Here is a 21765-nt window from a genome sequence, read left to right as displayed (position 1 = left end):
CGCAAATTACCTTGTCGTTTGAACACAGTATGGGGAACGGAGTGATGACGCAGGAACAGGCAGATAATGCTAAGGATCTGACGACCGACACCGACGGAAAGCTACCTGACGTTCAGGTTATTGCCGACCTGACGATAGGATATGCGGCGATTCAGAATCATGTTCCGGTCATCCGTGAAATTCGGGTCACAAATAAGGGTGAAACAACGCTCTCTGATATTGAACTCATGGTCAAATGTGTGCCGGCTTTTGCCGAAAGTGCCCGTTTTCACTTCGAGGCATTGATGCCTGGAGAGAGCCGTCGCCTTGCACCGGTCGACCTACGCCCTGATCATCAGTATTTCAGCCAGCTCGACGAATCTGAGCGAGCGGTCATCACAGCAACGCTGCATGCTCGGGAAACGGCACTCGTAACGGCAACGCACAACATAGATGTGCTCGCCTACGACCAGTGGGCCGGCACACGGTCGCTACCCGAACTGCTTGCCGCGTTTTGCATGCCAAACTCGCGGGTCGTAGACAAGCTTCTCGCACGAGCATCCGGGTTGTTGCGCCAGACGTCGGCCGACCTGACCATGGACGGATACCAGTCCAAGAATCGTGAGAAGGTCTGGAAACAGGTGTCGGCTATCTACAGCACGATAGTTGCTGAGGACATCCAATATTCCAACCCGCCGGCGTCGTTCGGCAATGACGGTCAGAAAATTCGGACGCCGGAACGCATTCTGGATGGCAAGCTCGCGACGTGCCTAGACCTCGCCATGCTGTTTGCGTCTTGCTTGGAGCAGGCGGGCCTGCATCCCGTTGTGCTGTTCAAGGAAGGTCACGCCTGGGTCGGTGTCTGGCTGATAGAGACCAGTTTCCCGACCGCATTGGTAGACGACGTTCAGGCTGTTCGCAAGCGGGTGAAATCCGGCGAGTTCATGGTTTTTGAGACCACCAGCGTAGCGGGCGGACATAAACCGTCCCTTCGCTGGGCCTGCGCTCGTGGTCAGGAACACCTGAATGACGAGGATGAGTTCGCGTATGCAGTAGATATCCGGCGCGCACGCGAAGTCCAGCTTCGTCCCCTGCCATCGCGCTCGTCGCAGGTCGATGCGTCTGCTGTCCCGATTGCCAAGGCCGAAATGCCCATCATTGAGGACGTGCCGCAATTGCCGCCGCTGGACCCGGTCGTCGTTCCACTGCGCGATAATGTTACATTCGACACACCTGAAGGCCGACTGGCGAAATGGAAGAGCAAGCTGCTCGACCTGACGCTTCGAAACAAGCTTCTGAATTTCAAGCCGACCAAGTCGACACTGCGCGTCATCTGCCCTAACCCGGGTGCGCTAGAAGATCGGCTGGCAGACGGAAACGAATTCCGCGTTCGTGCGAAACCAAAGATGATGTCCGGTTCGGATGGTCGCGATGCCGATGTGTACACCGGACGGAACGGTACGGCGGCAATGGATGACCTAGCGACCGACGCGCTTGATCGAAACGAAATCATCATAGACATCGACGAGGAAGCGCTGGAAAGCAGGCTTCTCGAGATATTTCGAACGGCCAGCACGAGCATGGAAGAAGGCGGGGCCAATACGCTGTTTCTGGCTTTTGGAATGTTGGAGTGGCAAGAGAGCCAGGATGCCGAATCCAGCCACCTAGCGCCTATTTTGCTCATCCCAGTCACGTTGTTCCGCCAATCCGTCCGGAGTGGTTTCCGCCTGGCCCGTCACGACGACGACGCGCTCGTGAATCCGACGCTGCTACAAAAGTTGCAGCAAGATTTCAGCCCGAGGCTACCGTCGTTCGACGATTTACTGACTGATGATCGTGGTATCGACGTCAACCGGATTCTGCAGATCTTCCGGCTGCATGTGGGCGAAATGAAGGGATGGGAGGTCAAGGAGCAGGTGCATCTAGGTATCTTTTCGTTCACGAAGTATCTGATGTGGAAGGACCTCCAGGACCGCCAGAAGCAGCTTCAGGAAAACAGCGTTGTCGCTCATTTAATTAACAATCTCGGCAAGGCATTGGCTGACAGCGCGACTGGATTCGAGCCCAGTACCCTGGATGAGAAGTTCCGACCTCAAGACCTATTTACGCCGTTGCTATCGGATTCGTCGCAGTTGCGTGCCGTTTGCGTCGCTGCCGAAGGCAAGAATCTTGTCATCGAGGGTCCGCCAGGTACGGGTAAGAGCCAGACCATCTCGAACCTGATTGCGCACTTGTTGGCGACTGGGAAGACCGTGCTGTTTGTCTCGGAGAAGATGGCCGCGCTGGAGGTCGTACATCGTCGGCTCAGCAGCCTCGGTTTGGGGCCATTTTGTCTTGAGCTGCATTCGTCCAAGGCTAAAAAAAGGGATGTTCTGAAGCAGCTTGGCGTCGCGCTTGATGCTGCCAGCACACGTACGGTGAAGGATTGGGAACGGGAGTCAGAACGGCTTCTAACGCTTCGTGCAGACCTCAATGGCGTCGCGCGTGCGCTACATCACATCCATCCGAACGACCTGACCATTTACGAGGCCATCGGAACCAGCCTGCAGTATGCGCAGTGGCGGCCTGGCGCGATGCCGTGGGCGGATGCAGATGTACATGATCGTGCTTGGCTCGAGGCGCTGCGTGAGAGCTGTCGCCAGATGGGCGCTCTGGCTGGCCAGTTGACCGGTTTGCAGAACCATCCTCTGGCAGCCGTCCACAAAACCGAATGGATGGCGTCCTGGCAGCAAGAGTTTCTCGACGCGGTTTCGGCGTTTGAAGCCCAAATCAAGAGGCTGGATGAGGCTGCATCGAACCTGCTGGATCAATTGGGCCTTCCTAAAATTGCTTTTTCCCTGAATGGGCTGGGCCAATTGGATGTACTGGCCGACGCGCTCTCTACCGCGCCCACCGTTCCTATCGAGGTCGCCCGGTCGGCGCATGACGAATCTACGCGCAACCGACTTGCCAACCTGCGGCGCCATGGCCTCGCGCGCAATCAGGCATGGGAGCCGCTGAGCAAACACTACGTGGAAGACGTGGCCACCCTAAATGCGTCGGAGCTGAAACTGCAGTGGGCGGCGGCGACCCATACCTGGTGGCCGAAGCGCCTATTTGCCCGGCGTGCGGTTACCGGACGATTGCGACTGTATCGACAGGACCAGCGTCGCCCACCAGGTGGCGATGTTCCGTCCATCATTACGGCATTGACCGCCGTCAATGCCGAGGACAAGATCATCGAGTCTATGTCTCATGACGCGTCGCAATTGCTCCATGAAGCGTTCGCTGCGTCGAAGACGGACTGGAACGCCGTAGAGTCGGCTGAGCGGTGGGCGACGTCATTTGCGGACGCGGTAGCGGCAATCGCGGACAACGACATCGAGTTGGCCCAGACGCTCCGCGCAAAGCTGCAGCTGTTTGTTTCCGACAACCGGGGCATGCTGAAAGCAGGCATGCCTCTCGGCTCCAGTTTGTTGGCGTACCGCGATTGCTATCGGGACGTCATGACTCAACTCCGCCAGGTCATTGAGCTTGGACACTGTCAGGCTAACTTCGGACTCGATCCAGCGGCCGCCAGCGTGATTCCTCGGCTGTTGAACCTGCTTCAAAGATGGCAATCTGCTTCGCGGCAACTGCAGCCGTGGTGCCTGTGGCGGAAATCCCGCATCAATGCAATCAACAGCGGGTTGCAGAGTATTGTGGATGCACTGGAGGCTGGCGAGGTGCCATTGTCCGCTGCGGCAACGTTCTTCGAATACAGCTACCAGAGCTGGTGGCTGCGCAAAGCGATTGACCGCGAGCCGGTGCTCTGCAACTTCTCGAGTGCCGAGCATAACCGCAAGATTGCTGAGTTCAACGAGGCCGACGAGCGGTTTCAGAAGCTGACCCAGCAATATATTGTGGCCAAACTTGCGGGTCAGATTCCGACGAGCCTCGAAGTTGTGCCCGGTGCTGATGCTGAACTGGGGAAGCTACGGCGCGAATTGCAGAAGCAGCGCAAGCACATGCCGATTCGGCAGCTGATGCAAAGCCTGCCGAGTCTGATGACCCGGCTGAAGCCATGCCTGCTGATGTCACCCTTGTCAGTTGCCCAGTATCTGGACGCGTCGCACGCTCAGTTTGATGTGGTCATCTTCGACGAAGCATCTCAGATTCCGGTGTGGGACGCCGTCGGTGCAATTGCGCGCGGCAAGCAGCTTGTCTGCGTCGGCGACCCGAAGCAACTGCCGCCGACCAGCTTCTTCTGCCGGTCAGATGACTCGGAAGTCGGGGCGGATAGCGACGATGTTCAAGACCTTGAAAGCATCTTGGACGAGTGTCTCAGTATCGGCCTGCCTGAGCTGCGGTTGAAATGGCACTACCGAAGCAAGCATGAAGGGCTGATTACCTTCAGCAATGTCACGTACTACAATAACGAATTGGTCACGTTCCCGTCGCCGATGACAAATGACCAGAGCGTGCGTTTTGAACGCGTACTGGGTGTCTACGACCGCGGTGGTTCGCGAACTAATCGGGCGGAAGCCGATGCCATCGTCAAGGCAATTGAGCGGCACTATCTGGACTCGGCGAAGCGGCATCTGACGCTCGGCGTAGTGACCTTCAATCAGGCACAGCAAAGCCTGATTGAGCGGATGCTGGATGGACGCCGTCGAGCGTCTCAGCAACTAGACCAGGCTATTGCACAGGCGGCGCAGGAGCCGCTGTTCATCAAGAACCTGGAAAACGTCCAAGGTGATGAGCGGGACATCATCTTCTTCTCCATTACCTACGGCCCCGATGCATCGGGCAAGATCAGCCTCAACTTTGGGCCGTTGAACCTAGAGGGCGGCCATCGGCGTCTCAACGTGGCCGTATCACGTGCTCGTGTCGGCGTCGTGATTTTTAGTACGCTGCTTCCCGAGCAGATTGACCTGTCGCGCGTCCGGGCTGCCGGCGTACGAGATCTGAAGAACTACCTGGAGTTCGCCATTCGAGGCCCACGCGCCCTGGTGGAGCAAAATGTGCCGACTGGACGGGAGCCCGATAGCCCGTTCGAGCAGCAGGTGATTTCCGCACTTCGTGAGAAAGGTTGGACAGTCCACCCGCAGGTTGGCGTGTCCGGATACCGGGTTGATATTGGCGTGGTCGACCCGCGTGCGCCGGGACGCTATCTGCTGGGCGTCGAATGCGATGGCGCCATGTATCACTCCGGCGCAACTGCGCGCGACCGTGACCGGCTCCGCCAGCATGTCCTTGAAGGGCTGGGTTGGAAACTGTATCGTATATGGTCCACGGACTGGTGGTTGAATCCGCAAGAGCCGATACGAAAGCTTGTGGCCCGACTGGAAGAGTTGGTAGCGACGGTGCCGACCGAGGACGAACCGCCTGTTGAGCTGCCGGAAGAGGAGAAGTATGAAGAAGCGCCGCATGCTTTGTATGCCCGGGCCGGATTGGTTGTCGAGTCGATTGCGCCTGCTACTCAGTTGCCCGAATACGAACTGACCCGCTTGGACAGAGGCAACCCCCACCTCTTCTACGAGAGCTGCTCGATGCCGACTTTGGCCGGGCAGTTACTCAAGGTAATCGAAACGGAAGGACCGGTATCGCAGGCGATAGTGTTCAAGCGTGTGACGCGGGCTTGGGGGTTGTCTAGGGTTGGTAGTCGCATTGAGGCTCATTTGATTGCAGTGATGCCCAAGCAGGTGACCCGTACGACGGACAACGACATCACTTTTTATTGGCCAGGGCATGCTAACCCAAGCACCTGGGAAGGTATCCGGGTACCAGGAGGTGACCCCGAAACGCGCCGCAGTATCGATGAGATTAGCCTTGAAGAATTGGGTAATGCGGCTATGTATATATTGATGCAACAAGGTGGTACGTCGCAAGAGGGATTGGTAAAAGCGGTTTGCCGACTACTCGGTGTGGCTAGGGCAACTGCCGAGGCCGGCATACGGATTTCTCGGGCGCTGACCCACGGACGCGTCCAGGCAACAGTGGTTATGGAGGGCGGGTCTATTCGGTTGCGGAACTGAGTTAGCGTAGGTAGGCGTTGTTTCGGGGACGCGTTGATGTTCAGGATTTGGTCTACTCGCCGAATAGGCCGCTGGTTACTGGGTCGAGGAATGGCCGCGCCGGCTTCCAGCTGCTTCGTATTCGCGTGCTGGATCGGTGCTGATTTGTGACATGAAACTTCACACAAAGTGTGGAAGAGCTATTTTTAACGTGCTGCTGACAGCCCGCACCACTTTCTCGTCAGCACTCACCGCCAATAAGCTAGTGTAGCGTGCGCCACTGAAACAGTTGGTTTGCATTGACACGGTGCTGCGGGGTAACCATCGCTCTTGCCTGTTATTAGTCGTATTCACAGTCTTATGCCTACCCGCTATTGTAAGTGGCAGAGTGTGTCCGGACTTTCAAAGGACGTTAAAGTTGCCGGATTTGTCGAAACCGTTGAGCGAGGCGCTGGCGTTCTTCGATAAATTTTTCGATTGCTTGCTCAAGCGCATCAGGCTTAAGCGTCTCGACAGGCAAACCGAGATGATAGACGAATGCGTCCATCGGTTCAGAAATTGAAATTACACCGCCACGCGTGCCTACTTCCAAACAATTCAAACGCAACATATCGGCAAGAACTTGCCCATCCTGAGCATCATTCAACGGCGCAAAGGGTGCGTATATATACAGTTTGTTTGATTCAGCATTGAACCTTAGGTACAAACGCTCCCCCCACGCTAGCTCGATCCCTGCCTCGTCATTGGCATCCAGTGTCAAGCCGGCGATGCGGTGACGTTGACCAAGTGCTTCAAGACACCTGCGCACGCGTTCTTTAGCTTGAAAGTGCATGACTGCAAAAAAATGATTCATAGTATTTTTACTGCCAATAGATGCAATAGCGCATGACCGTTCAAAAAGTGAAGCGCTGTTTTGAAGATCTAAAAAAACTTTTTATGAAAAAATTAATTTCGCGGCATGTAAGCGTTAATTTAATTTCTGTGGATTAATCGGTGACCATGCGCATGATTTCTGTGCCGCTCAGAATAACAAAGCGGAAAAATGTGTGAATTTTATTGGCGTCCGGCTGCGCTGATTAATAGCCGACATTTTTGTAAAAAATATTGATTAAATATTTGTTAAAAATAAAAACTCAGATGGTTTGCGACATCAATGTCGATGTGCATTCTTTCGGTTGCCCACTTACACCCGTGCGGTTTCATTTGTTTATGCATTTTATTCTATAATTAATTCCATGTTAAATATAAGTTTTTGTATTTTCTTGTCGCAAGCGAAGTCTTTTATCAAGCTTAATGCGGTTGGGGATATTTTGCTCTAATCCTAAAAATGTTTTTGTTGAATTATGCGCGCTGAAAATACAATTTAAAATTTAGTCAAATCATTGTTCATTCCGAGTAATAGCGAGAGCGCCCAGAAATGCGGAGGCGCCCGGATTGTTGAAAAGCCGATAGTGGTGAACCAATGGGGTCGGACACCGTTGAAACTGCTGATGAAGCTTTGACTGAAGTCGCTCCTTCAAGGGGGCTCTTGGTCCAAGTATTAAAAATTGTATTAGATTGATTGTCGGAAGATTGTTGTTTATGATAATCTAATATTATACGCTCTATAATACATGCTGCGACGTTGTGTGATTCCGGGCTTGGGTGTTGCTCAATATATCCTTGATCTTTAAAATGCTCCATGAGTTTGTTTAAACTCATGGTTTCCCCATCAAATTCAACTTGGGTATCCTTTTCTGCTTCAAAAAGCTCCTTAAGGGTTTCGGGGCGCATTTTTTTCCAATAGTGATTGAGTTCATCCTCCTGGCCCTTGAGTTCCTTCTTCACAATTTTTCCTTCCATTAAGGCGATATTTTTGAAAATATTTCGACCGCCTTTTTGTTTGAGTTTTTGGATTAAGCCTTGCTGTATTCCCATAAGCATGTCTTCTCCGCCTGCAACCATATATGCAGCATAGATTCCATCTTCCCCTTTTTTGCGAAATGGAGATTTTATAGAAACGTATTGTTGTGCTGGCGATGAAACTGATCGCTCGTTTGCTGTTTTTGGTTTTTGGGGGAAATATTCATTTTTTTCGAATCCAAAGTGTTTTGGAGGAGCTTCACGTGTAGGATAACCAACTCCAAGACCGATGATGGATTTTTGAGTATTTTTATGTTTATTGTTTAATTGAGTTTTAATGCCGGGATTGGTGTGTCTAGTATTTTCGGTTAAAGCAACGTCCTGATCCATCATTATAATTTGCTGAGGACGATATGGCAGTGTATCTGCAAACGCCAAGGCTGCAGCGCGCGCAGCGCCGAAACCGGTCAAGCTACCGCCGTACCACCCGACAAGGTGCAAATTTTTATATTGCTCCATCATTTCGTTAAGAGCAGCCTCATAGCATTTGAACTCTGTCTCATGAACAAGCAAATAAATTGATTCATCTCGCATATATTTTGGATGCCATGCGAGGCTGCCATCTGTTTTGCTTTTAAGGTCGCCTGCAATTTTATTTGCGCTCCCGCCGCTTATAACAATAATTGGCACTTCATTCGACTGCAGATCATGTTCTTGCCATTTATGTTCTTGTGTACCTTCTCTTTTTCTGAATGAGAACCAGCCAACTGAATCACTTTGAGAAGCAAGTTCCTTACATGTGGCAATTCTTTTTTCTAACACTTCTTTCATGTATTCAAAATTTTTATTTTTATCACCTGATATGTTGACGGGAGCATATTTGCATTTTGGTCGTGTTTCTTTATTGGCCCAGGTAGTGTTTAAATTTATTTTAATTGCAGGTTTCCCTGTAGGTGCAGTGCCAGAATTATTTTTTATATCAGGAGCGTTACGATCTCCAATAATGTTGATTCTAGAGGAATGAGGTCTTGAATTTTTTAATGGGCTCTGGCGATCTGTCGAAACAGAAGCTTGTGCCCCCAACGATCTGGGCAGCCTGGAAGAATTTGTAAAGCTACTCTTTGAATTTTTTTGTTTATACATAATTTCCTGCTATTTTGATTAATCAAAATATTGAGATATAATTATATTTCCACTTCTCAAAAAATAAATCCCTTTTTTATTGGCGTATTTTTCTAAGCAATGCACGGAGCATTTGGACTGTCAACCAACGGTCAAACCTTCAATGTAGAATAATTTGGGTGATCTCTATTTGTTTTGGCGGCGATCGGCTAGGTTATGTCTGATAAGCCTAAAATATCAGGAGCGTGTTATGCACTTTGCAAGATAGGCGCGGCATGAACGAGCATGAGCATGGCAAAGACGACGAAATGCAAGCCGACGAGCGTTTCGGGCAACCGCTCGTCGTCGCGAGCGAGCCTTCGAAAGCGATTGAGCCATCCGAAACTGTGCTCGACGACCCATCGGCGCGGCAGCAGGATAAAGCCCTTCTTTGCCTCTGGCAGTTTGATAACCTGCAATTCGATGCCTTCATCCTGCGCGGCTTGCGCAGGCTCTTTTCCTGTATAGCCTTGGTCGGCGAAGGCAAGCTTCACGCTTTGCCCGCTCACAAGTTGCACCTCTTATGCCAACACCTGAACCTGCGCGCGCTTGCTCATTGGCCGGCGTGACATGAACCGCCAGCCAATGCCCGAGCGTATCGACGGCTCTATGCACCGTGCTTGCCCGTTTGAGCTTATCGCCGTCATAGCCTGCGCGTGGGCCACTCTCGCAGCTCGAGTGCAACGTACGCCCGTCCACAAGACCACCGCACTGGGCTGACCTTGACGAGCCTGCGCAACACGCAGCACCGAACGCAAATCTTGAACCATCGCTTCGAAGCAGCCCGCTCACAGCCAGCGTTGAGTTTGCTGATACACCACGCCTCCCATGGCGGAAAGTTCGCCGGCAGCATGCGCCACGCAGCGCCTGCACGAGCCAGCCAACGCAGCGCGTTGCACAACTCGCGCAATTCATACCGTCTTTGCGGTGTGTCTGGCTCCATCAACGTCAAATACGGAGCAGCGAAGCGCCATTCTTCGTCCGTCACGCCGCTCGGATCACCCGTTATGGCATACGGTGTCAGCAATGATGAAGAGCGCAATATGCGCGTTCCATGCGCTCATCGCCGTGCTCAATCGGTCCCAGTTAATCAGATCGGCCAGTCGAACCAACGGATGCTTCAAGTTGATCTGCTCGCGCAGCGGTTGGCGAAACAAATCTCCCTCTGGCACCGGCGTCTTCGGACCCATCCGAACCTCGTCGAAATTTGCAGGAATCTCGCCTCAATATGCCTGCCTCTTGCAAATCCCACAACACCATTCTGGCTTCAGAGCCTTACTGCACCAGCGTCTGCGGATTATTCAGGACCGGCTAATAAAATTTAGGAAAGGTGGACATTGAAAAAATGTGTGAGGCTACGAATATGTGCTAATTCCGGCCGGCTTATATGGCCTTTATTCTGTTGCCGATAAACTGGTTTGCTTACGCCAAAGGCTGGCATAGACACCATGTTGCGCCAATAAACTACTATGCGTGCCAGCTTCCACAATAGAACCCTCGTGCAAGACTAAAATTAAGTTAGCATGCTGGATAGCGGAAAGCCGATGTGCGACAACGAGCCGGGTGGTTTGATGGTAGCGTTCGTAAAGATGCTGAAAGATATCAGCTTCGGTATGTGCATCAAGTGCCGTGGTCGGCTCATCAAGGAGTAGTAAGTGGCTGTTCCGCAATAAAGCACGGGCCAATGCCACACGTTGTCGTTCACCACCAGACAATTTGTTACCCCGCTCGCCAATTGGCGTGTTAAGGCCATGACTCGCCGCGGCAATAACAGGTGTAAGCGCAGAACAACGAATGGCCTGTTCGAGTTCCACATCGGAGGCTTGCGGACAGGCAAAACAGATGTTTTCGCGTATTGAGCGATCCAGCAAATGGGCATCCTGCGTCACATAGCTGATCGACTGACGCAGCTGTGATTCAGAAAAGGACTCGATTGGCTGGCCATCAATGAAAATTTGTCCGTCGTCAAGCTTGTACAGACGCAATAGCAATCTTATGAGCGTGGACTTCCCAGCACCGCTCGAACCGACAAGCGCAACGAAGGCACCGGCGGGAACCAAAAAACTCGCGTGGTGTAATACACGTTTACCGGACGGGTGACGAAAGCTGGCGTTGCGAAATTCAATGGAGGGCGCACCCTTGAAAAGGTTTCGAGTGATGGGTTCAAAGCGCCGTCTAACACTCAGTACGTGCAGTAACTCCGACAAATTGAATAACCCGATTTGGGCTTCTCGTACCGCATAGCCGAACGTGCTCAGTGGCAAGGTAAATTGCAGTAAGTAGCTGTTTAATAGCACAAAATCGCCAATCGTCAGCTGGTGTGCGAGGATATCGCTGCCCGCCAAACAGGTAAGCGTGGTCAGCCCGATACCAACGATGAGTAGTTGGAGTGCGCCAAACATCTCCATTTTACGCGTGATATGAAGGCTCGCTCTTTCGCGTACTTTGAGGACACGATCAAGTTGGATCAATTCATTGGCTTCATTTGAAAAGGATTTAGCCGTGTCCGCATGCGTTAGCGTATCGACCAAACGAGCAGATGCCCTATCCGATGCCCGATTTTTCTTGCGTTGCAGTAACTCGCAGCGCTTAGCCGTCAACACAGTTGAATAAAGATAAATTGCCAAAAAACCAAGCAAGACGGCCGCATAGACAGGACCAAAAAGCGAAAATACGATGATGTCGGCAACTACGATTTCGACACAAAGTGGTGCGATGCTCCAAAAGATTCCGATAAGCGCGCGCAGCACACTGTCTTGCGCACGCGAGACCTCGCTTACAGATGCCCCCGTTTGATGATCGCTCAGCGACGCAGCCGGCTGAGCGAGCACTTGGCTGACGTAATTGAGCGTAATCGTGCGTTTGATACGCTCATGAATTAACACAAACAAGTACTGCTCGCAGCGGCGCATTGCTTGTGATAGAAACCATGCCCCACCGTAGGCAACACATAAAAGGTAGACGTTCACCGCCGAAAGTGACGCATCGGAAAACCCGTCAATGAGCCACTTAAGCAGCATTGGCGCGATAACGGTAAGCCCAATCGAGCATCCGGTACAGGCAATGGCTGCGATTGTCTGAAGCCGTGCATGCCACTCAGGCGTCCACAAACAGCGCAGTAAGAAAAGGATCGTTTTGAAGGCGTTGTGCCGCATGTCACTTTAACCGCTGTTATTGCCATCCTTGGATAAAAAGCTCGACGGCGTATAGATGAAGAAGGTCCATAAAATAATTACTATGGCCTTTGCTGCTATTGTCAATTGCGGCACGTGTGCGCTTTAAATCGAGATAACCTTCTTTGGCTAGAAATCCCTCGAGGCAAAGCGTCATCAGGTGGTCTTTATGGTCGCGTATGCCCAGTAAATCGATACCCGATGTTTCGCCTTTGTTTCGCCGCCACAGGTTCGGATAACTTGTGGCAGCTGAGACGGACTTCCTCAGAACGATGCGGTTATGTGCCCCTTCGAAATGATCGTAGCTTGGCGTTGACAGCGCAAACTCCACCATCGGTTGACAGAGGAACGGGTAGTGCGTTCGGGAGGTAAATGGATAAGATGGCGCCCGGATATCGTCAAGCGACAAAAAAGCCAAAAACAACTGGTATAGTTTGCCGGGCAAACGAATCTTCGTTTGCTGAAGGAACGGGTGGAGAGGGGTTCGGCGATCGAACGGTTCGTGCTGCGCATCTGTGGACAGAAGGTCGAATGTACCGCTGATATTTTCAGAAGGATCCGCAGAACACAGCGATCGAGCCGCGCTTGTTACCACTTCAACCAAGGAGGCTCTGCGAATAAGTGCCAAGTCCATCGCGACACGAGCGAGTCGCCGCCATTGCCATGCCAGTGCCGCATCGGCAAGCGCACCGAAAGGCGGAGGGGACAGAAAGAGGGAATCTCCTCCATGCCCGCTGATAAGTTGGGTGTTTTCCCGCTTTTCAAGTTGGTTTGCAAAATATTGATTAAACGCGAGCAAGCAATATCTGATATGCGGTTTGGCGACACGCGGAACGGATTGAACGGGAGCAAATGATAAGATCTTTGCATCCACCTCATGAAGGCAAGCCCGCGTACTTTGCGCAACAGCACGCGCATGTTCAAGCTCGTTGGATGAAGCCACATCGGCGTGGTAATAATGCGCGCAAAATAGCGGCTGTTCAGCGGACGATAACGCTCGCAGCGCGAGCAGCACGGCACTGGATTCCAGCCCCCCGGAGAGTTCTAAAACGGGCCGCTCGGCCAATGAGACAAACTTGTTAAGATAGTTTTTTAAAATGTCAAACGGGGTCTCGCCGTGACCCTTTATTGCATGTTTGAGTGGGTCCCAGACCGTCAAGAGTTGCGGCTTACCGCCATCGGTATAGGAAACAGCGCATCCTACCGGAATTTCATTGATACGATCAAAAGGCAGCTCACCGTTTTGTACGGAACCTGTCCGCAACCATGTTGTAAAAAACGCTTTATTCCATGCTGGTCGCTCGCCATTTTCCACGAGTGCTTGATGCAAACACGTGATTGTATCTGAAAACAGCAAACCATGACGGCTGGACCACGACCAATATAGAGTCCACTGACTACTTGGATCGCTGCAGCAGATGAATTTCCTGGCAGCCTGGTCAAAGCAGATAAATAAATATTTTCCCCAGAACTGGGCCATTAACCGTGCAGGGCCTTCTGCCGCAATCTTTTTTAGATCATCTTCCTGGATTTCACTATGGTTTAGCTTCGAAAAAGCTGCGCCATAGAAGCAGTAGAAGTACGTACCCAATTGCCCGCGTATGACACGCTGGCCAGCACTATCTTGCTGATGCCAAAGTGCGCCTGCAATCCGGTTGGATTGATCGTGTACAAGCATCCAGTCCCGGTTCTGTGCCAAAAAATCCTGCGTATTAGGATAGGCGATGCCGAGAAGAGCCATGGGAAAGATCTAACAGGGGATGAGGAAATTCCAAAATGACGGAAAGTTCTTTTCTTCTGAGCGCGCTGTCGCCAATCACTACATCCGCGGCTTCCGACCATGCATGCGCATAAAAGGGAAAGGACTGGACGCCAATAACCAGTTTTAATGCCAAACCGGCACGCGCGCACAACAACGTCAGCGCGACGGACCATTCCAAACACTTGGTTGACCGAGGATAAAACAGGCATGCCCAATTGAGCGTGTTCACGAACGGTGCATACTCTTCTGGCTGACCAAAAAGCAGGCGCTCTGCAGCCTCATGGTGAGCTTGGTCGCAAAGTCGCAGCAGTCCGGCAAGTCCATGCTGTGCGGCGCATTTATGCACAGATCGCAAGATAAGTGTGGCTTTGGCAATGCTTGCCCAGGTGGGCCGATGCGCGAACGCCTCATCCGGCAACTTCCAGCCATTGGCAGACATCCCCCCCGTTTTCGGAGACGGGCTAAGCGCGTTTAACTTGGCGTCAATAACTGGGAATAGATTGGTGCTAATCCAGTTAGCACGCTTTAATTTTTCCAGAATGGCAGTGCTCTGAATACCACCAGTCTGCGCAAAAAATTTATCCTCGAGACCGAGGTGCGGTGCCAGTGCTGCGGACTGTGTATCGGACAAGACAGCGTATCGATCCCGCACCACATCGAGCAAAATGATTTGTTTGGAAAAACAGGTTCCAAATACATTGGGCATCAAATGATGCGGCATTTTATATTATTATTTCATAATGTGGCTACCAGGATACGCTAAGCAAACCTTCACACCACTCACAATGGATGCTAAGTCCACATAGACTGGTGCTCGGAATATTGCTTAGCGTAGTCTTTCAAGCTATTAATCTAGGAAGCGGCCAACGCCAGCTTCCTTATATTTCCCTGAACCGCCTAGAGTCGATTCGGAAGCACACAGCTCCATCAGCGACTCATCATCCAACGGGAGGTCCACTGCTTCCTGATGCATACCTTGGTGCTGATCCATGAGAATCTCCTTTCCGTAGCTAAGAAAGCGCCACCCATGTATATAAGTGGCTACCAAGCCTATGTCGATTAAACGGCATAGGTGCAGACAGCCTAATGAAGAAATAGAATGCTGCAAAGGTTAAGTGTTGTTTTTTTGCAAACCTTATTGACGCTAACAGCAAAATGTGAAATGTGAGCATGAAAATTGAAGGGGATACCGCACGCATCGCACCGAGGAAATGCCGCATATCGTGGCTGAGTACTGGTGCAACACTGTCCTAAATTTAAGATACCTTAAGAATTAAGTCGTGATAGAAGCTTCTTTATTTTTGCCTGGAGAAGTGATGGGCTGGGAGACTTCATTTGAAGAGTATCGGGGACATTCGAATGAAGCAGTGCGGCATAGCGATCGTCGCTGCAGGTTGATCAGCTATTGCGGGGGCCGAATGTTGCCAATTCAACACAACGATGTTAACCCGCTGGTGTCACACCTAGAACCGCAGCGCGTGGTCGTGCGACACAAAGTGCTACATCACTTTGTGTCAAGGTCGCCATGGTCTAACTGAATGATGAAACGGGTTTTGCGAGGAAGGGCAAGAATTCAGTAAAACTGACTAAACTTATCTGCCACCCAAATGGACCAATGATCCGACCAGGCGGCAGCAGATCGGCGTGCCCGATGAGAGCGACTCAGTCGCGGATGGCGCGGTTTTCATCACTATGTGACGCTATGTATAGCCGGAGGGTTCTTGTCGCTCAATGTTTCATTCAATGGCGCGGTAAAAAAACACCGAAATGGGTTTCCTTCGCCTCACCCCAGGACCATGTTCCACGTTGTGCCCCAACCCGTGCAGCGCCACATGGCTGACACCATCGCCACGTTGTTCATCTCTTCAGACAGCTCCAGCAATGTTCCTTCTGCTGTGCCTCACATCCGAGATTTTATGAAGCAGTAGGTGAGCACGATGTGGCCTGTACCTTTCGGTATCATAGTCCGTACCTTATTGCATTCACATGCTCGGATTTGCTTGAAAATTCCGCCATACATGGAAAAAAATTTTCGCCATTGGCGCGCCGCGGTAGTTGGTGGTGTTGCCATCGTTCTAGTTGCCGCGCTGTCACTGCATTTTTTTGCGCGGGACAAACATGCGCAATACCTGAGCGCGAAAGTCGAACGCAGCGACCTAGAGAACGCGGTGCTCGCGACGGGCACGCTGCAGGCGTTCAAGCAGGTCGACGTCGGCGCGCAGGTGTCGGGACAATTGAAATCGCTAAAGGTCAAACTTGGCGACAAGGTTAAGCAGGGACAATGGCTCGCGGAGATCGACCCGGTGCTCTCTTACAATGCGCTGCGCCAAGCGCAAGCCAACGAGCAGAACCTTGCTGCGCAGAAACGCGCGATGGCCGCTCAGCTGATGCAGGCCGAGCTTGCATTCCGTCGCCAACAGCAGATGCTGCCGGAAGACGCGACCTCGCGGCAAGATTACGAAGCCGCGAAATCGGCGCTCGAAGTGCAGCGCGCGAATCTCGCATCGCTCGACGCACAGATCCGCTCGGCCCGTATCCACACCGAGACCGCACAGGTCAATCTCGGCTATACGCGGATCATCGCGCCGATGGACGGTGAGGTCGTTGCCATTGTCACGCAGGAAGGTCAGACCGTAATCGCACAGCAGCAGGCACCGGTGATCCTGAAGCTTGCCGATTTCGACACGATGACCGTGAAGGCTCAGGTATCTGAAGCCGATGTAGTTCGTGTGTACCCGGGTCAAAGCGCGTACTTCACGATCCTTGGCGAGCCTGACAAGTGCTACTACGGTAAGCTGCGCGCGATCGAGCCCGCGCCGCAAAACTTTCTCGACACGCAAGGGACATTCGGTGCGATGGGCGGCGGTGCGTCCAAGTCGAATACCGCCGTGTTCTATAACGCGTTGTTTGAGGTGCCCAATCCCGGGCATCGACTGCGCATCGCAATGACCGCACAGGTCAGCGTGCTGCTCGGCACCGCGCGCAACGCGCTCACCATCCCGGTCGCCGCGCTCGGCGCAAAGGACAAAGATGGTCTGTACACGGTCCGCGTGCTGGGCGCGGGCGACAAGCTTGAGACTCGCAAGATCCGCATCGGCATCAACAACAACGTGAAAGTCGAGGTGCTAGCTGGCTTAAAAGCCGGTGAGCGTGTCGTGATCGGCGATGCGTCCGATACGGGTAACACGGCGTCGGACGTGGGAGTGTGACGATGACCTGGCCACTGCTGCAACTCGTTGGCGTCACCCGACGCTTTCCGGCCGGCGATCGCGACGTGGTCGTATTAAAAAACGTAAGTTTGACGATCAACGCGGGTGAGTTTGTTGCGATTGTTGGCGCGTCGGGCTCCGGCAAGTCGACGCTGATGAACCTCCTCGGCTGCCTCGATCATCCGAGCGAGGGCAGCTACCGGGTCGATGGATGCGAGACGCACGAACTGGACAGCGATGAACTCGCGCGCTTGCGTCGCGAGCGCTTCGGCTTTATCTTTCAGCGCTACCACTTGCTGCCACACCTGAGTGCAGCGGCGAATGTCGAAATGCCGGCCGTCTATGCGGGCAGCGTGCCCGCTGCACGGCATGCACGCGCTAAGCGGTTACTTGCGCGTCTTGGATTGGCTCAGCGCGCCGGGCACCGGCCAAGCCAGCTGTCTGGCGGACAACAGCAGCGCGTTAGCATCGCACGCGCGTTGATGAACGGCGGTGAAGTCATTCTCGCCGACGAGCCGACGGGCGCGCTCGATTCGACAAGCGGTCAAGACGTGATCCGGATTTTGCAAGAGCTAAACGCGCTCGGCCATACGGTCATCATTGTCACGCACGATGAGCATATCGCCGCGCACGCACGCCGGATCATCGAAATCCGCGACGGCGAACTCGTCGCGGACCGGCCTAACACGCCTGTCGCAGATGGCGCGTTAGGGCCGGTATGCGCCACCGTGGATGCGCGGGCCATCTCACCCCCACCGCCCACGGGCAGCTGGTCGGCAAGCGCCGGTCGCTTTGCCGAGGCATTTCGGATGGCATGGCTCGCGCTCGCATCGCACCGACTGCGCACGATCCTGACAACGCTCGGCATCATCATCGGCATTACGTCGGTCGTGTCAATCGTTGCGATCGGCGAAGGCGCGAAGCGCTACATGCTCGCCGAGATTGCGAGCCTTGGCCCGAACACAATCAGCTTCTATCCGGGCCGTGACTGGGGCGACAATCAGGCACACACGATCCAGACGCTCATGCCCGCCGACGTGACTGCGCTTGCTGAACAATACTACGTCGACAGCGTGACGCCCGAGACGTCGCGCAGTCTGCTGCTACGCTACCGAAACATCGACGTCAACGCACTCGTGAACGGCGTCAGCGAGCATTACTTTCAGGTGCGCGGGATAAAACTCACGCAAGGTGTCGGTTTCGGTCCTGACGGCGTACGCCGTCAGGCACAAGTTGTGGTGATTGACCAAAACACGCGTCGCAAGCTGTTCGGCGCAGACTCGAATCCACTTGGCGAGGTTATTCTTGTTGACAATCTACCGTGCGTTGTGATCGGTGTGACGGCGGACAAGAAGAGTGCATTTGGCGACGTGAAGAGCCTAAACGTATGGGTGCCCTACACGACGGCAAGTGGTCGGTTGTTCGGCCAGCGCCATTTCGATAGCCTCACGGTACGGGTACGCGACGGTCAGCCGAGCACGACGGCCGAGAACAGCCTCGTGAAGCTGTTGATGCAGCGCCATGGTCGCAAAGATTTTTTCACTTACAACGTGAACAATGTGGTCAAGACGGCTGAGAAGACCGGTCAGACGCTGACGCTCTTGCTATCGCTGATTGCGATGATTTCGCTCATTATCGGCGGGATTGGTGTGATGAACATCATGCTCGTATCGGTCACCGAGCGAACGCGCGAAATTGGCATCCGGATGGCCATCGGCGCCCGGCAAAGCGACATCATGCAGCAGTTCCTCATAGAGGCCGTGATGGTGTGTCTGATTGGCGGCGCAATGGGCATTGTACTGTCATTTGGCACACGTTTCGTATTCGCTCTGTTTGTCGCCCAATGGACAATGGTGTTTTCCATCGGCTCGATCGTCACCGCATTCCTGTGTTCGACACTGATCGGCGTCGTGTTCGGCTTCATACCCGCACGCAATGCAGCGCGGCTTGATCCGATCGATGCGCTCGCGCGCGATTAAGGCGACGCTCTCATGATCCACCTTCTGACCATCTTCCGCCACCTGCTCTCGCTCGTATGTGCCGCCGTGCTGCTCGCTGGCTGCGTGAACGCGCGTCGCCAGTCATTGCCCGCCGTGAAGCTGCCCGCACATTGGAGCGCGTACAACGCGGCCGGTGCGACGACAAAGACGCCTTGCTCCGCCGCCTCTGACACATCTGAGCCTTGCGCAACTGCGCCGATTCCGACCGACTGGTGGCGCGGCTTCGGGGACCCCGTGCTCGATCGGCTGATCGACGACGCGCTTGCCGTGAACAACGACCTCGCCGCCGCCGCGATCCGCGTCTATCGCGCACAACTGCAAGCAGGTCTCGTTGCCACCAACCTGGCACCCACCGTGACGCTTGGCGGCAACGGCCGCGTATCGCGCATGCCCGATTCGCGCCAGACATCGCATGCGAGCAATCTGTACGGCTCGCTTAGCTACGAGCTTGACCTGTGGGGCAAGCTTGCCGCGCAGCGCGACGTGGCGCGTTGGAAAGCCGCCGCGACGCAGGCCGACCACGACGCGGTGCGGCTCTCGCTGATCGGCACGATCGCTGCGCTGTACTGGCAGATTGGCTATCTGAACCAACAGATCGCGCTTGGCAACGCGAACATCGCGTATGCGCAGCGCACGCTCGCGCTGGTACGTACACGCCACGCGGCGGGCGCGGTATCCGGCCTTGACGTCGCGCAGGCCGAGCAAAGCTTGTCTGTGCAGCGTGCGGCCCAGATGCAACTGATTCAGCAGCGTACCGAGAGCCGTCATGCGCTCGCGATCTTGTTTGATCGCCCGCCGCAGGCAAGGGCCGCCGAACCGGCCGCGCTGCCCCATCGGGCGCTGCCGGTGGTGCCAGCGGGTCTGCCCGCCGACTTGCTTGGGCGGCGTCCAGACCTGCGCGCGGCGGAGTGCCGGCTACGCGAGTCACTTGCGAACGTTGACGTCGCGCGTACCCGTTTCTATCCGTCGTTCACGCTAACGGGCTCGGTCGGCACGTCAAGCGCGAGCCTGGAGCGTGTGCTGTCGAATCCTGTCGCGGCGCTTAGCCTTGAACTCGCGCTGCCGTTCATCCAGTGGAACACGATGCAGCTGCAGATCAAGGTGTCGCGGACACAATACGAGGAAGCCGTCGTCAACTTTCGCCAGCAGTTGTACACCGCGCTCGGAGAGGTCGAGAACGCATTGTCCGCACACGTTCAGCTTGAACGTGAAGGCGAACAGCGCACGCTGTCGCTCCTGCAAGCACAGCGCGCGGAAGCGCTCGCGCGGGCCCGCTTCGTAGCCGGTGCAACCAGTGTGCAGCCGTGGCTCGACGAGCAGCAGCGGCTGCGCGACGCGCAAAGTACGTTCGCGCTCAACCGCCTGAACCAACTTAACAATCAAATGAATCTATACAAAGCACTGGGGGGCGGTAATGACTCGTTTTAACCCGAGTTCTCAGACCACTGTCTTACGAAAATCTCCGAATCCCCGAATGCTATCTTGGTAAAACATAGCTTAGCTATGGAATATCCGTGCATATTTTCCACTTTGTCTTACGAGGTCATCATGAGATCCTTCCTCAATGAGTCGCCCTTGGTTTAATACGAAGATGCACTCGACAAATCGGGTCAATGCGAGTCGATGGCTAACAATAACGGCGGTTCTTTATTCAGAGAGTTTGAGTATCAGTCGCGTGATGTCAGCCTCGGACTCAGGATTGAGTGCCGACGTAGGTTCATCGAAGACAAGCAAATCCGCTTCACCTACATGCGCCATTGCGCGCGCGATAGCACAGTATCTCGGGCACGCGCTGGCGACGTTGCTGAACACATCGGCCGCACGCTCTTGCAATTGCCGCTTCCATTCCGTGAACTGATTCGGGTGCACATTGAATGGGTGCGCCAATTCCACCAGCGTTCGCTCAGCCTTGACCGCCCCTAGTGCCACCTTTGCCTTGACCGCCGATGAGTGCTGCCATCTCGTTCTCTTCGTCGTTTCCCGGGTTCCTTTGCCAGCATTATCGCCGGCTCAAGCCCCGGACGTTCCACTTACCAGGATGTCCGATTTTGCAAGGCCACCTCGGCTAACTTGGAACTCGAAACTTCACACGATATGTGGAAGAGCTGACCTGCCCCCTTGGTTAGTGCCAGCCGTCTTCTAGCAAAGTCCTTTTAAACCAGCTCCTGGAAAGCGGCAGGAGCATCCGCTGTTGCCCGATATTTCGCCGCGAACTCGGCGGGCGAAAGGTAATTCAGTGCGCTGTGCGGCCGTTGCTCGTTGTAGTCCTGGCGCCACGCGGCGATAAGCGCGCGAGCGTGCGCGAGGCTCGTGAACCAGTGTTCGTTAAGGCATTCATCGCGAAACTTGCCGTTGAACGATTCGATGTAAGCATTCTGCGTCGGCTTTCCGGGTTGAATCAACTTCAGCGTGACGCCATTCGCATACGCCCATTGGTTCAGCGCCCGGCTCGTGAATTCCGGGCCCTGGTCGGTGCGCAACGCCTTGGGATAGCCGCGCAAACGCGCTGCCTGCTCCAACGCTCGAGCAACATACAAGCCCGAGATGCCATGGTCCACAACGATATCGACAGCCTCCTTGGTGAAATCGTCGACGACAGTCAAGCACTTCAGAGGCCGTCCATTGGACAGCGCGTCCATCACAAAATCGATTGACCACACCTGG

At 54.0% G+C, this 21765-nt stretch carries 11 protein-coding genes and 3 pseudogenes; 4 read left to right on the top strand and 10 right to left on the bottom strand.

All coding sequences use genetic code 11. The features are described from left to right. Positions 1-44 precede the first annotated feature (44 nt). Positions 45-5975 (top strand): DUF3320 domain-containing protein, encoded by a 5931-nt coding sequence (locus tag KPG66_RS00070; protein ID WP_237069671.1) that lies wholly within the window; start codon positions 45-47, stop codon positions 5973-5975. 391 nt (positions 5976-6366) lie between these two features. Here the strand turns inward: KPG66_RS00070 and KPG66_RS00065 are convergent, their stop codons facing one another. The 8 genes and pseudogenes from KPG66_RS00065 to KPG66_RS00030 all read right to left on the bottom strand — a co-directional run bounded on the left by KPG66_RS00065 (position 6367) and on the right by KPG66_RS00030 (position 14883). Then, positions 6367-6807, bottom strand: coding sequence for a CesT family type III secretion system chaperone (locus KPG66_RS00065; protein WP_237069670.1), 441 nt, complete (start codon positions 6805-6807; stop codon positions 6367-6369). A gap of 533 nt (positions 6808-7340) precedes the next feature. Beyond that, positions 7341-8939 carry a hypothetical protein gene (locus KPG66_RS00060; RefSeq protein ID WP_237069669.1) on the bottom strand — a complete coding sequence of 533 codons (1599 nt, stop codon included), beginning with the start codon at positions 8937-8939 and terminating at the stop codon, positions 7341-7343. A gap of 227 nt (positions 8940-9166) precedes the next feature. After that, a pseudogene (locus KPG66_RS00055) lies at positions 9167-9966 on the bottom strand (IS5 family transposase). Between the two features lie 46 nt (positions 9967-10012). Beyond that, positions 10013-10147: pseudogene (locus tag KPG66_RS00050) on the bottom strand (IS5/IS1182 family transposase); the annotation flags it as partial. A gap of 204 nt (positions 10148-10351) precedes the next feature. Further along, entirely contained in the window at positions 10352-12112 is a 1761-nt protein-coding gene (locus KPG66_RS00045) for an ATP-binding cassette domain-containing protein (RefSeq protein WP_237069668.1), read from the bottom strand. 16 nt (positions 12113-12128) lie between these two features. Then, positions 12129-13871, bottom strand: a complete 1743-nt coding sequence (locus KPG66_RS00040) for an asparagine synthase-related protein (protein WP_237069667.1) — start codon at positions 13869-13871, stop codon at positions 12129-12131. Beyond that, entirely contained in the window at positions 13843-14613 is a 771-nt protein-coding gene (locus tag KPG66_RS00035; protein WP_237069666.1) for a lasso peptide biosynthesis B2 protein, read from the bottom strand. Before KPG66_RS00035 ends, KPG66_RS00040 begins: the two co-directional genes overlap by 29 nt. 126 nt (positions 14614-14739) lie before the next feature. Then, entirely contained in the window at positions 14740-14883 is a 144-nt protein-coding gene (locus tag KPG66_RS00030; protein WP_237069665.1) for a burhizin family lasso peptide, read from the bottom strand. A gap of 1027 nt (positions 14884-15910) precedes the next feature. Here KPG66_RS00030 and macA point away from each other — a divergent pair. Genes macA through KPG66_RS00015 form a run of 3 tightly spaced genes read left to right on the top strand, consistent with a single transcriptional unit; the run spans position 15911 to position 20529 of the window. Beyond that, positions 15911-17101 carry a macrolide transporter subunit MacA gene (macA, locus tag KPG66_RS00025; protein ID WP_237069664.1) on the top strand — a complete coding sequence of 397 codons (1191 nt, stop codon included), beginning with the start codon at positions 15911-15913 and terminating at the stop codon, positions 17099-17101. A 2-nt stretch (positions 17102-17103) separates the two neighbouring features. Beyond that, positions 17104-19080 (top strand): MacB family efflux pump subunit, encoded by a 1977-nt coding sequence (locus KPG66_RS00020; RefSeq protein ID WP_237069663.1) that lies wholly within the window; start codon positions 17104-17106, stop codon positions 19078-19080. Between the two features lie 12 nt (positions 19081-19092). Next, the gene (locus KPG66_RS00015; RefSeq protein WP_237069662.1) at positions 19093-20529 is read left to right on the top strand and encodes an efflux transporter outer membrane subunit; all 1437 of its coding nucleotides are present in this window, start codon (positions 19093-19095) and stop codon (positions 20527-20529) included. A gap of 378 nt (positions 20530-20907) precedes the next feature. Here KPG66_RS00015 and KPG66_RS00010 read toward each other — a convergent pair. Further along, a pseudogene (locus KPG66_RS00010) lies at positions 20908-21030 on the bottom strand (IS3 family transposase); the annotation flags it as partial. A gap of 224 nt (positions 21031-21254) precedes the next feature. Next, a partial coding sequence (locus KPG66_RS00005) for an IS3 family transposase (protein ID WP_237069661.1) occupies positions 21255-21765 on the bottom strand: 511 nt, incomplete at its 5' end.

The sequence above is a fragment of the Mycetohabitans sp. B2 genome (genome assembly GCF_021733735.1).
GTDB classification, from domain to species: domain Bacteria; phylum Pseudomonadota; class Gammaproteobacteria; order Burkholderiales; family Burkholderiaceae; genus Mycetohabitans; species Mycetohabitans rhizoxinica.
This window is presented reverse-complemented; position numbering and strand designations above follow the sequence as displayed.

Bases quoted from the DNA above. Each gene is read 5' to 3' on its own strand.
- KPG66_RS00070 (WP_237069671.1), top strand. From the start codon at position 45: ATGACGCAGGAACAGGCAGATAATGCTAAGGATCTGACGACCGACACC.
- KPG66_RS00065 (WP_237069670.1), bottom strand. From the start codon at position 6,807: ATGAATCATTTTTTTGCAGTCATGCACTTTCAAGCTAAAGAACGCGTG.
- KPG66_RS00060 (WP_237069669.1), bottom strand. From the start codon at position 8,939: ATGTATAAACAAAAAAATTCAAAGAGTAGCTTTACAAATTCTTCCAGG.
- KPG66_RS00045 (WP_237069668.1), bottom strand. From the start codon at position 12,112: ATGCGGCACAACGCCTTCAAAACGATCCTTTTCTTACTGCGCTGTTTG.
- KPG66_RS00040 (WP_237069667.1), bottom strand. From the start codon at position 13,871: ATGGCTCTTCTCGGCATCGCCTATCCTAATACGCAGGATTTTTTGGCA.
- KPG66_RS00035 (WP_237069666.1), bottom strand. From the start codon at position 14,613: ATGCCGCATCATTTGATGCCCAATGTATTTGGAACCTGTTTTTCCAAA.
- KPG66_RS00030 (WP_237069665.1), bottom strand. From the start codon at position 14,883: ATGGATCAGCACCAAGGTATGCATCAGGAAGCAGTGGACCTCCCGTTG.
- macA (WP_237069664.1), top strand. From the start codon at position 15,911: ATGGAAAAAAATTTTCGCCATTGGCGCGCCGCGGTAGTTGGTGGTGTT.
- KPG66_RS00020 (WP_237069663.1), top strand. From the start codon at position 17,104: ATGACCTGGCCACTGCTGCAACTCGTTGGCGTCACCCGACGCTTTCCG.
- KPG66_RS00015 (WP_237069662.1), top strand. From the start codon at position 19,093: ATGATCCACCTTCTGACCATCTTCCGCCACCTGCTCTCGCTCGTATGT.